Annotated in this window: 8 protein-coding genes and 1 pseudogene; 7 read left to right on the forward strand and 2 right to left on the reverse strand. The window is 44.8% G+C overall.

Annotated features, from left to right (window positions below; genetic code table 11):
- Positions 1-2: 2 nt before the first annotated feature.
- The 4 genes from DW025_RS10050 (at position 3) to DW025_RS10070 (ending at position 6,012) form a co-directional block, all read left to right on the forward strand.
- Positions 3-1,055 carry a LysR family transcriptional regulator gene (locus DW025_RS10050; protein WP_119999778.1) on the forward strand — a complete coding sequence of 351 codons (1,053 nt, stop codon included), beginning with the start codon at positions 3-5 and terminating at the stop codon, positions 1,053-1,055.
- Positions 1,056-1,224: 169 nt separating this feature from the next.
- Positions 1,225-3,489 carry a 5-methyltetrahydropteroyltriglutamate--homocysteine S-methyltransferase gene (metE, locus tag DW025_RS10055; protein ID WP_119999780.1) on the forward strand — a complete coding sequence of 755 codons (2,265 nt, stop codon included), beginning with the start codon at positions 1,225-1,227 and terminating at the stop codon, positions 3,487-3,489.
- Positions 3,490-3,972: 483 nt separating this feature from the next.
- Positions 3,973-5,337, forward strand: a complete 1,365-nt coding sequence (locus DW025_RS10065; RefSeq protein WP_119999783.1) for an ATP-binding protein — start codon at positions 3,973-3,975, stop codon at positions 5,335-5,337.
- Positions 5,338-5,391: 54 nt separating this feature from the next.
- Positions 5,392-6,012, forward strand: a complete 621-nt coding sequence (locus tag DW025_RS10070; protein WP_119999785.1) for a phosphoribosylanthranilate isomerase — start codon at positions 5,392-5,394, stop codon at positions 6,010-6,012.
- 98 nt (positions 6,013-6,110) lie between these two features.
- On the opposite strand, the gene DW025_RS10075 is transcribed toward DW025_RS10070, so the two are convergent.
- Positions 6,111-9,563 carry a glycoside hydrolase family 2 TIM barrel-domain containing protein gene (locus DW025_RS10075; protein WP_119999787.1) on the reverse strand — a complete coding sequence of 1,151 codons (3,453 nt, stop codon included), beginning with the start codon at positions 9,561-9,563 and terminating at the stop codon, positions 6,111-6,113.
- Positions 9,564-9,856: 293 nt separating this feature from the next.
- Here DW025_RS10075 and DW025_RS10080 point away from each other — a divergent pair, with 293 nt between their 5' ends.
- The 3 genes and pseudogenes from DW025_RS10080 (at position 9,857) to DW025_RS10090 (ending at position 12,192) form a co-directional block, all read left to right on the forward strand.
- On the forward strand, positions 9,857-10,711 hold the full coding sequence (locus DW025_RS10080; protein ID WP_117550132.1) for an AraC family transcriptional regulator: 855 nt from the start codon (positions 9,857-9,859) through the stop codon (positions 10,709-10,711).
- Between the two features lie 124 nt (positions 10,712-10,835).
- Positions 10,836-11,457 (forward strand): annotated as a pseudogene (locus DW025_RS10085) (flavodoxin family protein).
- Between the two features lie 483 nt (positions 11,458-11,940).
- Positions 11,941-12,192, forward strand: a complete 252-nt coding sequence (locus DW025_RS10090; RefSeq protein ID WP_055222234.1) for a hypothetical protein — start codon at positions 11,941-11,943, stop codon at positions 12,190-12,192.
- A 43-nt stretch (positions 12,193-12,235) separates the two neighbouring features.
- Here DW025_RS10090 and DW025_RS10095 read toward each other — a convergent pair whose 3' ends face one another.
- Positions 12,236-13,126 carry an AraC family transcriptional regulator gene (locus DW025_RS10095; protein ID WP_117550135.1) on the reverse strand — a complete coding sequence of 297 codons (891 nt, stop codon included), beginning with the start codon at positions 13,124-13,126 and terminating at the stop codon, positions 12,236-12,238.
- Between the last annotated feature and the right edge of the window lie 74 nt (positions 13,127-13,200).

Genomic DNA, 13,200 nt, shown 5'->3' on the forward strand with positions numbered 1-13,200 from the left:
ATATGACACTTCAGCAGCTTAGATATGTGGTGATGGTTGCGGATACGGGCACGATCACCGAGGCAGCGAACCGGCTGTATATATCCCAGCCAAGCTTGACAAATGCCATCCATGAGCTGGAAAAAGAGATGGGGATAAATATATTCAACAGGTCAAATAAGGGAATAAGTCCGTCCATAGAGGGCGAGGTCTTCCTCGGCTATGCGAGACAGGTGCTTGAGCAGGCGAAGGTCCTTGAGGACAAATACAAGGGGGACGATGGCGGCAAGAAGAGCTTCTGCGTGTCCACCCAGCATTATTCATTTGCGGTAAATGCATTTGTTGACCTGATAAAGAGGTATGGACAGGACGAATATGATTTCAGCATAAGGGAGACACAGACCTATGAGATCATAGATGATGTCGCCAGAATGAGAAGCGAGATCGGAATATTGTTCATGAATGACTTTAATGAGAAGGTGCTGAACAAGATCCTCCGGGCAAATGACCTGGAATTTCATGAGCTGTTTGTGGCAAAGCCTCACGTGTTCATAAGCAGAAAGCATCCACTGGCGAAGAACGATATCATAACAAATGAAGAGCTGGAGGCGTATCCATATCTGTCATTTGAGCAGGGAGAGCACAACTCTTTTTACTTCTCGGAGGAAATATTCTCTACGACGGAACGAAAGAAGAATATAAGAGTCAGGGATAGAGCGACACTGTTCAATCTGCTGATAGGCTTGAATGGATATACTGTGTGCAGCGGTGTCATAGATGAAAAGCTGAACGGCAAGGACATTATATCGGTGCCACTTGCGGATGAGAGCGATATGAGGATAGGGTATATCGTCCACAGGAAGGCGATCCTCAGCAGACTTGGAAACACCTATCTCGGTGCGTTGGCAAATTACCTCACGGCTGGCAGTGACGAGCCGGAAGATTCAGTAAAAATTCCTCAGAGAAAGCTCCAGCACAGGGGACGCTTCAACGAGATGAGGGATGACGGAGAGCCTGCCTGCGGAGATGTGAGGGAGAAGGCGGCGGAACATATGAGAAGGGTTAAAACCACATAGCTGACATAGAAAAAAAGACGTAGAAATAGCGTGGATATAGCATAAAACTATATCCACGCTATATTTTTATGTATTATACAAGCGAACCAGAGCTTCATATAATGTCAACAACAAACAAGAAAATAACACTGGTCTATGAGATATGCCAGTGAGTGAGCAGGAGGATATGATGAAGACATCGGTTATAGGATTTCCAAGGGTGGGAACATTAAGAGAGTTAAAATTTGCATCTGAAAAATATTTCAGACATGAGATAACGGCGCAGGAGCTTACAGGAATTGCAGCGGATCTCAGACACAGACACTGGATGACACAGGTGGCAGCAGGGATAGGCTTTATTCCATGCAACGACTTTTCATTTTACGATATAGTGCTTGATACAGCAGTTCTTCTCGGAATTGTGCCAAAGAGATACAGAGAGCTAAATGTCTCAAAGCTTGACACGTACTTTGCCATGGCAAGGGGGTATCAGGGAGAATCCGGGGATGTGAAGGCTCTTGCGATGAAGAAGTGGTTTAACACAAACTATCATTACATAGTTCCGGAGATAGAGGATGACACGGTGATAAGCCTTGACTGCGAGAAACTTACAGGTGAATACGAGGAGGCCAAGGAGCTGGGGATTAAGACAAAGCCTATGGTTATAGGACCATACACAATGCTTAAGCTCTGCAGATATGTGGGATCAAAGAATGCAGAAGACTTTGCTGATGATGTGGCAGAGGCTTACAGACAGCTCATCGCCGAGTGCGATGAAGAGAATGTGGAGTGGCTGCAATTTGATGAACCATCATTGGTGAGAGATATGGATGACGATGATAAGGCACTTTTCCACAGGGTGTATGACAGGGTATTTGCAGATCGTGCAGACTGTAAGATACTTCTCCAGACATACTTCGGTGATGTGAGGGATGTGTATGAAGATATCATAAATATGCCATTTGCCGGAATAGGTCTTGATTTTATAGAGGGCAAACAGACCGGTCAGCTTATAGACAGATACGGCTTCCCTGGGGATAAGGTACTTTTTGCCGGCCTGGTAAATAGCAAAAATATATGGAGAAATCATTACGACAAGACTCTCAAGGTAGTAGGGCAGCTCCGCGATAAGAAGATAGATGTGGTTCTGTCTACATCATGCTCACTGCTTCATGTGCCATACACACTTAAGCAAGAGACGAAGCTGTCACAGGACTATCTGAGGTTCTTTGCATTTGCAGAGGAGAAACTTATTGAACTCTCGGAGCTTGCGGCACTTGCCGAGAGTTATAACTATACAGAGCTTGAGGCATACCGCAAGAATCAGGAGTTATTTGCGGGAACAAGAGACTGCAACAGCGACGCGGTGGGACAGAGGCTTGCGGCAGTGACTGAGGCAGATTATGCAAGACTTCCGAAGAGAAGCGAGAGGCAGGCACTTCAGAAGAAGGAATTTGGGCTTCCTGAGCTTCCGACAACCACTATAGGTTCATTCCCACAGACTAAGGATGTGAAGTCACAGAGAGCACAGCTCAGAAAGGGAGAGATATCTGAGCAGGAATATGTGGACTTTGTAAAGGGAAAGATAAAGGAATGTGTAAAGTGGCAGGAGGACATCGGACTGGATGTGCTAGTGCATGGCGAGTATGAACGAAATGACATGGTTGAATATTTCGGTGAGGCACTTGGCGGATTCCTGTTCACTGAGAAAGCATGGGTACAGTCATATGGAACGAGATGCGTAAAGCCGCCTGTGATATGGGGTGACGTATACCGCAAAAAGCCGATCACGGTTGATTGGTCTGTATATGCGCAGTCGCTCACAGACAAGATCATGAAGGGAATGTTGACCGGTCCGGTGACGATACTCAACTGGTCATTCCCAAGGGAGGATATATCAATCAAGGAATCTATATCGCAGATAGCGCTTGCGATCAGAGATGAGGTGCTGGATCTGGAGGCGCATGGAATAAAGATGATACAGATAGATGAGGCTGCACTCAGAGAAAAGCTTCCACTCAGAAAATCTGATTGGTATACGGAGTACCTTGATTTTGCGATACCTGCATTCCGTCTGACACACAGCGGTGTGAAGGCTGAGACACAGATACACACACATATGTGCTACAGTGAATTTACGGATATCATACCTGCCATAGATGATATGGACGCGGATGTGATCACATTTGAGGCGTCAAGATCCGATCTGCAGATCCTGGATTCTCTCAGGGAGAACAACTTCGAGACAGAGGTGGGACCTGGCGTATATGATATTCACTCTCCAAGAGTTCCGTCGGTGGCAGAGATCGTGAAGGCGGTAAATGTCATGCTCACGAAGATAGGCAGGGATAAGCTCTGGATCAATCCGGACTGCGGTCTTAAGACCAGAGGTGTGCCTGAGACTGACGCCAGCCTCAGAAATATGGTTGAGGCTGCCAGACAGGTAAGAAAATAATATATAAAATGCTTGACAAATTCACATAAATATTACGCAAGTCAGTCATAATGATGATCTGGTTATACGGCTGGAGAAAGCGGATTCAGACCGGCAAGCGAGTTTGGCATTCGCTATCATGGACTTGATGAGGGGGAGGATGCATCGTTTTTCCTTTGCAAGGAGCTGATTCCCGGATATCTTGATAGAGTCACAGGTGAGTATGCTCCGCCAGAAGGATATTTCGTGGACGAAAAGGCTGCAGAAGAATTCGACAGGCAGTTTCCATATAAAGAGAAAAAAACACTGCCCGGACAGATATTTTCATAAGGAGGACCCGCCGTAAAATAAAAGAAAATTGTTACTAAAGCTCGCAAAGTTGCAAAAACCGCCGAAAAAAAGTTGGAAAAGTTGCATAAATCACCGCGAAAAGGTTGGAAAAGTTTCAAAAAATTGATATGATAGGGATAGAAAAGTTGCAAATGCAGTGTGTGGGGTGATTTTATGCTGGAAAGATCGGCAAAAAAATATATAGATTCATGGATTCAGAGCGGCAGAGACGCTTTGCTCATAACGGGAGCGAGACAGATCGGTAAGACATATCTTATAAAAGAATGCCTCAGGGAAAGTGGAGTGCCATATGTGGAATTGAATTTTATTGACCAGCCGGAGCTTGTCACATTGTTTGACGGTGCCAGAGATGCAAAGGATCTGCTTATGAGACTTAGCCTGGTGACTAAACAGCCTCTTGAGAAAGGCCGTACGATCATATTTCTGGATGAGGTGCAGGAGTTTAAAGATATAGTGACAAGAGTGAAGTTTCTGGTGGAAGATGGGAGCTACAGGTATATCATGAGCGGTTCGCTTTTGGGCGTAGAGCTGAATGATCTCAGATCTGCACCGGTTGGATATCTGCGTGTATGTGATATGTATCCGATGGATCTGCACGAATTTATGGTTTCTGTTGGTGTGAATCAGAATGTGATCGACACACTGAAGGAATGCTTTACGCAGAGGCTGCCTGTTGACTCGTTTGTACATGAAAAAATGCTTGATGTATTTAATCTGTATCTTATCGTGGGCGGAATGCCGGAGGCGGTCAATACCTATGTGGAGACAAATGATCTTGCGAAGGTAGCGGAGGTACATGAAAAGATAGTTAGATTATATAAGAGTGATTTTACAAAGTATGAGACAAGATATAAGCTGAAACTGCAGGAGATATATGATGCTATGCCGGGACAGCTTGATCAGAAAAATAAACGATTCCAGATCAATAGTATAGGTAAAGGCCTCAGTTATGATAGGGTTGCAAATGATTTCATGTGGCTTAAGGATGTTGGGGTTGCGATACCGGTCTATAATATAAGTGAGCCGAAACTTCCACTTGTGATCAGCGAGAATAGGAATCTGTTTAAACTATTCTTCTCCGATGTAGGGCTACTGACAAGTAGGTATTCGGATCAGGTAAAAATGGCGATACTGAATAAAGAAAAGTCTATAAACAATGGTGCGCTATTTGAAAATGTGGTTTCCCAGGAACTACTCAGCAAAGGTCATAAAGAATATTATTTTAACAGCAAAAAGCAGGGGGAGCTTGACTTTGTAATAGAACTGAATGGAAAAGTAGTTCCACTGGAGATAAAATCGGGTAAGGATTACAAACGGCACTCTGCGTTGTGTAATGTCTTGGCTGATGAAAATTACGGAATAGAATATGCATATGTTTTTTCGGAGGGAAATGTAGAGGTCAGCGGCAAAAAAGTATATTTGCCGATATATATGATTGCGTTTCTGGAAAACGAAAAGATGGCTGACACGATATATAAACTTGACCTATCAGGGTTGACGTTCGATAAGGATATGTAGCATCAGTTTTCGCCTATTAGCGAGCTGATTGTACAAAAAAATAGGAGAGACAGCATGAAGATAAAGATGTGCGGAATCACGACCCCCACAGATGTGGCCGCGGTGAATGAGGTGAGACCTGATTATATAGGAATGGTGATGTATTTCCCGAAATCAAAGAGAAATGTCAGTGTGGATACTGCGCGCAGATTACTTGAAGAACTGAGGGAAGATGTGAAGAAGGTTGCGGTGGTGGTATCCCCGGATGAGGAGCAGATAACAGAGATAGCAGAGCTGGGCTTTGATTTCATCCAGATTCATGGACAGGTCAGCGATGAGCTTATAGAGAGTGCACATTTGCCTGTGTGGAAGGCATTCAATGTAAAGGATATGGATATGTATCTACATTATCAAAGCCTTTCGAATATTGCAGGTTATGTGTTCGATGCCGGTGAACCTGGAAGTGGCAAGACATTTGACTGGAATAGTTTGAATGAAATAGAGCGTGATGGAAGGCTGTTTGTGCTTGCCGGAGGTCTCACGCCGGACAATGTGCGGCGGGCGATAGAGCAGGTACATCCCGACGTAGTCGATGTGTCATCTGGCATAGAGTACGATGTGGTAGGTGGCGTTCAAAAACCGGGCAAGGATCCGGAGAAGATGCGCCAGATGAAGAGGAATATCGCTGCTTGGTAGATTTGTATCTAAATACTTATACAAGCGGAAAAAAGGACAAAGTTTGGAGACTTTGTCCTTTTTCATGAGATAAACTTAATTTAGCGATAATTTTGTATCTATTTCACTTGCATGGTAAATCCAAATTCCCACTCATCCTCGTCAAATCTGTATTTCTCATCAAGCTCGGGGCCGCAGCTGTTGGAGCCGATTCCGTTCTGGCGATAGTCTATGCACAGGACGGATTTGCCGCTCTCCGGCAGCTCGTAGTTGTGGGCTGCATTGGTCAGTTCCTCTGCGGTGTAAGGCGAGGCGTTCATTGAAAATGGCACAGCGGATGTCACGGTTATGCTGTGGGCTGTTGTAGCTGCGATCGTTTCGGCTGTCTGCGCATTGCAAATGCTCTGATATGATGAACCGTTGACAAAGTTATTTTTGTCGGAGCTATTCCTGTCAGACTCGTCGCTTGCTCCAGTGGCACTGACCTGAACAAGGCTACAGTCAAAGTGGCTTCCATTTTCCTGTGGCATGATATAGTCCTCGTGCATCTCGTCAATGGATGCAGAAAATGAGCCATGCCAGCTTGCATGGTGCTTGTCTGCGTAGCTTTCATATGGACCCATACCGATATAATTTACATTTCGCATATCTTCTCTCAAAATCATCCTCACGCCAAATCTTGGGAGCATAGGGAATTCAGCATTTTTCTTTACATGCATTTTTGATTTTATAGTTCCTTCAGGTGTTATTATCCATTCAGCGTTTATCCTCAGAACCGGCTGTACCGTCGGTGCAGAGAGGCTGGATGTACATGTAATCACAGCACATCCGTCTTTCACAATACAGCTTGTATCATAGGTCCGCTCAGATACCATATCATAGTGCGCTCTTAACCACTCGTTCTTTATATTTCTGTCATTGTCCGTAGGTGCGCGCCAGATTGTCTTATCGCATGGAGCAGCGAGAAGTTCCTGACCGTCAATTGCTAAGCCTGTAAAGTTTCCTGTGTTCCTGTCAAATATATATTCAAAATTACTTCCGCTGACAACAAATTCTGTGTCGCTTTCCGATACATGAAGATGGGCAGAAGCTGTATCCTGAGTAGTCAGATATTGTTCCGCCAAATTCTGCGCCTTGTCCAAAGACGATGCTTTATCCAGGACCTTGTCTGCGTCCTGTTTTTGTGTGGCAAGTTCTATCTCGTCAAATCCCAACACATCACCTTCCTTGACAAATGCACTGTCACAAGCTGCCTTATATATCACACGGAGAAACATTCTGTGTGTAATAATATCTTTTGTGCAATCGGCGACATCTGAACATTCAACAACACTTGAACGATCGGTAACATCCGAGCTGTCAGAAATGTCAGAATGACTTGATGCATATAAGTCTGACAATGACTTCTGTATATTTGTAACAGGTCTCAGGCTGATAGTTCCGACACTGTGAGGAGTTATGGAAGGCGTGTCGATATCCCCGGATGCGGCAACCTGACCATCTCGCATAACCTCGTAGCTCATTGTGAGGTTGTCCCTGATGTCAGTGAAATCCATGTAGTTGTGCAGAGTCAAAACTCCATTTGTCTCATCATATCCAGTGATCCTTACCGGGCGGTTGATGTTCTTGAATTCAAGAAGTCCTGTGTGTGGTCTGCGGTCAGGATAGACCAGACCGTCCATACAGAAGTTGCCGTCGTGGATAGTCTCACCGCTGTCTCCACCATAGGCGTATATATCCTTGCCGTTTGCCGCCTTGCCCCTGTATATGGCGTGGTCGCACCACTCCCACACAAAACCGCCACAGGTGGTCTCGTGGCTGTCGAAGAACTGGAAGTAGTCTTCCAGATCTCCAGGGCCGTTGCCCATGGCATGACAATATTCGCAGAGAATGTATGGCTTGTCACCGCCGTTTTCTATATAATCAGCCATTTCAGATATGGATGGGTACATGCGGCTGTAGAGATCCAGATTGCTGTAGTCGTATTTGCGCTTGCCGTCTGTATACTGTGCACTCTCATAGTGGGTTAGACGTGAACTGTCATACGCTTTTACCCATGCCAGAGCTTCCTCGAATGTCACTCCGTATGCACTCTCATTTCCCATGGACCAGATGACTACGCTGGCACGGTTCTTGTCTCTGATGACGCAGCGTTTGATGCGGTCAAGAATGGATTCGCAGAACTCAGGATTGTTGGCGATCGGCTCATTCCACCTTGCTGCCTTGTTGTCCCAGCTGTTATCTGCATAGTAAAGCTCGCTTGGCCCGTGGGCTTCAATATCAGCCTCATCTATCACATAGAATCCATATTCGTCACAGAGCTCATAGAAATAAGGAGCATTTGGATAGTGGCTTGTCCTTATGGCGTTGACGTTGTGCTGCTTCATCAGCGACATATCCTTGATGATCTGTTCTCTGCTGATGGTAAATCCGGTTACAGGGTCAGAGTCGTGTCTGTTCACTCCGTGGAACTTGATCGGCATGCCGTTGATGTATACGACCTTGTTCTCTATGGTTATCTCCCTGATTCCTATTCTGTCAGTGATGACCTCTCCGGCACATCTGATGATGACAGTGTAGAGGAATGGTCTTTCTGCATTCCAGAGAACAGGAGAGTCAATCGATAAAGTAATACTGCTGGAGCTGACTGTGGTTTTAATCTCGGCTGCATTGGTATTGGCATCGCCCTGAGCGGAAACTTCACATTTTACATAGCCTGATGAACATATGCTGCCATCGGCGTCCAGAATAGTAACTTCAATATCAACATTTGAATCAACGCATTTATCAACCCTTGTTTCCGGTTTTGATGAAAAATGGTCTTCAACGCAGGAATATTCTGTAAATGCTGTGAAGTCTATGGTTACATCTGCCTTAGTTGGAGCCTTTATATCGTCACAGCTGGTTTTTATGAAATAGTCGTATACAGCACCCTCAGAACGTTTCAGGATATATACATCCCTGAAAATGCCGCTCATGCGGAACTTATCCTGATCCTCAAGATAGCTTCCGTCGCACCATTTGAGAACCAGCACGCAGAGCCTGTTGGAGCCGTTTCTTATGAATTCAGTTATGTCAAATTCACTGGTTGAGTGGGACACCTGGCTGTAGCCAACATACCTGCCGTTGAGCCATACATAGAAACAGGAATCTACACCCTCAAAGTTCAAGTGCGCGAGAGGTGCGTCCTCGTTCTGATCGTAGATAAAGTCTGTCACATATGCACCGCAAGGGTTGTCCTTTGGCACATAAGGTGGGTCAAATGCAAATGGATACCTGACATTTGTGTACTGGTGATAGTCATATCCGTGCATCTGCCATACCGATGGAACCGGGATATCATCAAAGCCAGACACATCATAGCCCTCACTGTAGAATTCGTCCTGAAGCTTATAAATGCTGTCATAGTAGCGGAACTTCCAGGTTCCATTCAGAAACTGTACTCTGTCCGAGTGATCCCTTGCATCAAGGGATGTGCTGTATGCCTTCCCAGCAGGAATATAGTAATTCCTATCCGGCATGGTGTTCTCATGCAGAATATGCAGATTTTCGTAGTGACGCGGAATGATCATAACAATACCTCCTGTGGTTAATTTAATATATAAAACGTTGTATATTCGTCGTTTGTTAGATATATTATAAGATAACGGCACATGAAAAGTCCATACATATAATGAGACAAAACATGCACATTCTGGTTTTATAAGGCGGATACGCCGCACCCTGCAAGTCCGCTTGCAGGGTGAAGTCTCTGAACAGACAAAAGAAAAAGTATAAAGCATACAGGATGTGCCTGCACACGCTTCAAAATAGTGTAAAAATAGTGAAATAATAGTGTAATTTGCCATATAGAAAGGAGCCACACATGTATACAAACTCAGCATATCTTCACAACTCACTGCTCGACATAGTGGACAAGAGCAGACCGCTCATAGTCACAAGCTGCGGAACTTACAAGCTGTATACGCAGAAGGAGTTTACAACCTACAGACCAAAAGGGCGAAAAGATTATCAGCTAATATACGTGGCGGCGGGTAAAGCACATTTTGAGATAGACGGAAAGGATATGATTGCCTGCCCCGGAAATATGGTTATCTACAGACCAAGACAGATGCAGAGGTATGTGTATTACGGGGACGAACACACGGAAGTATTCTGGGTGCATTTCACCGGGGGAGAGGTGAAGCAGATATTCAGACGATATGGGATAGATGATGATGTGAATATATTTTATGGTGGAGACCATGCGGAGTATAGAACCCTGTTCAAACAGATGATACAGGAACTGCAGCTCTGCCGGGATGACTACGAGGAGATGCTGGAATATATATTCAGACAGATACTTATCTCAGTTCACAGGCAGCAGGGACAGGATGATTCCAAAAATGTGTCAGCCATGGCGGAGGAGATGGACCGCGCAGCGGGATATTTCGGAGAGCATTACAACGAGGAGATAGTTGTTGAGGATTATGCAAATGAGCATAACATGAGCGTTAGCTGGTTTATACGGAATTTCAGGCAGCGCATCGGCACCACGCCCACACAGTACATCATGGCGAAGCGAGTAGCCAATGCCCAGATGCTTCTCGAGAGCTCTGATTATAACATGACAGAGATCGCCAAGATTGTTGGATACGACAACCCTCTCTACTTCAGCAGGGTGTTCAAGAAAGAAAAGGGGATGTCACCGATGGAGTACAGGAAGTCGATCAGGCGGTGATAAATAGCTGGAAAAAATTTATCATTAAGTGTATATATAATATAGAAGAAACTGCCATGTGTGTGTGGCGGGCAGTTACATATTAAATGAGATATAAAATGATTGTTGATTGGAGGAACTGAATATGAAGGTTTTAATGTTGAATGGAAGCGCGAAGCCGCAGGGCAATACATACCGTGCACTTTACGAGGTAGGCGAGCAGCTCAAGAAAGAGGGAATAGACTATGAGATATTCCAGATCGGAGCAGCTCCACTGAGAGACTGCATAGGCTGTGGACAGTGTACGGAAAAAGGGCTGTGTGTTTGATGACGATAAGGTAAATGAGTTCGTTGCCAAGGCAAAGGAAGCAGACGGACTGGTATTTGGAACACCTGTATACTATGCTCATCCAAGCGGACGTGTGCAGTCATTCCTTGACAGAGTATTCTACAGCAGCGGCCGTGCATTTGCATTCAAGCCGGGTGCATCTGTGGCAGTTGCAAGACGGGGCGGAACATCAGCATCATTCGATGTGATGAATAAATACTTTGGAATATCACAGATGCCGGTGGCTGGCTCTACATACTGGAATCTTGTACACGGACGCGTGCCTGGAGAGGCTGAGCTGGATGCGGAGGGTATGCAGACCATGAGGAATCTTGCTAAGAACCTTGCATGGATGCTCAAATGCTTTGAAGCCGGCAAGGCAGCAGGTGTTGCACTCCCTGACACGGAGAGAGGCAACCAGACGAACTTTATAAGATAAATTAGTAAAGATTATAATATCGTGAAGCAAATGACAAAGATTGAGTTTAACCTAAATCAGAACATAGTGTTAATGGTAGAAAGAGAGATTACATATGTAATCTCTTGAACTATAGTCAAGGTATGGAAATGGTAAGTATTCAAAGTTGGGATGGTGTTCATGTTTCTGGTGAAAAAGGATATATGATTTTAGGCCTTTGAGGATGAGACCTTATTTTAGAGAACAAAATAGGATTCCATTTTATTGCAGTTTGAGGGTGGAGGCTTTTGCATAGATATTCCAGTAGCTTTAATTCTAAAATGTCAGTGAATGTAGTTGATGTTAAGAATATGAGAACGGGAAAGGTGTATACATTTTTGGTGGTCCACGATGGCTGGAGTACCACAACAAGATACATAGCAATGAAAAATACTGGTGCGAGCTATGTCGCGTGTCAAACATCGATAAAGGTTCCGTCAAAAAAGAAGTAGAGGAGAAGAAAATATGAATATGGCAATTGTTGTGGCTGCCATCGGAGTTGTGGCAGTCCTTGTATCAATAGTTGGTATAGCGACTAAAAAGATGCCTTTGGTGATTACGGCAATGGCATTATTAGGTATTTGCATAATAGTTACGGGGGTAGAATTGTATAATGCACAAATGTGGCAGGAAATAGCTGTTGGGGCATTTGCTGTAGGGGGATTGTGCGTATGTGCATCTATTATTATGATGATAATTAGGTGGAAAAGAAAGTAGGAATTTGTAATAATGTCTGGTGCCTTTGCCACTGGAGATAATTTTAAAAATCATCATCTGTATCAATATAATCCGGCCTGTTGTTGTTCATGGTCTCCTGACTGGAGAGCGTTCTCTGGCGCTTTTCCTGGCGGTAGGCATTGGGCGACATGCCGGTGGTCTTGCGGAAGATCTTGTGGAAAGCCTCAGCGGACTGGTAGCCGCATGAAAATGCAATACTTTCTATAGAAAGCTCAGATATGGTAAGCATATGCTGGGCTTTTGTTATGCGGAAATTCTGCAGGTATTTCACAGGACTCATCCCGGTGTACTGCTTGAACAGGTCGGAGAAATAGCTTCTGTTGATTCCAACGTAGTCGGACAGCTCCTCCACCTTCATCGGCATACTGTAGTGGTTCTGGATATATGAAATTGCGTGGTTCACATATGCATTTCCCGATGGAGCCTCCAACTTGTCCTTCTGTGCATTTGCAATTACTGAAAGTGCGAGATAGAGCATACCCATAAGTCTGTAGTGGTCTGCGTGATCCGAGGTGTTGTGGGCAAGCATATCAAACACGTACTTTTTCAGTTTATCGCCATCCTCGCAGGTGAAAATAGGTTGGTTCTGTGTCAAGCCAATACTGCTCAGCGTGTCCTGAGCACATCTGCCAGAGAATCCGAACCATACGTAACGCCACGGATGGTGCTCGTCTGATATATATGTCGCTGGGGTGTCCGGTTCAATGAGGAACCCCTGCCCTTTTTTCAAATGATAATGTGCCCCTTTCACATAAAAGTCGCCCTCTCCCTCCAGCACGAAATGTATGAGGTAGAAGGTCTTGACCGCAGGCCCTGCCTTGTGGAGCGGCTCGGTTATTGAGTGACCGAACACATTCAGGTAGAGATCTGTGTCATTTTCCTGGGGAAATTCCATAACAATCTTATTTTCCATTTTGTATACTCCGTAGTTATTTTATATCCGAGTATACCACATTTACGAGAAAAAACAATCTAACAAATGGACAT

This window comes from Coprococcus sp. AF38-1 (assembly GCF_003603945.1).
Taxonomy (GTDB): Bacteria; Bacillota; Clostridia; order Lachnospirales; family Lachnospiraceae; genus Coprococcus; species Coprococcus aceti.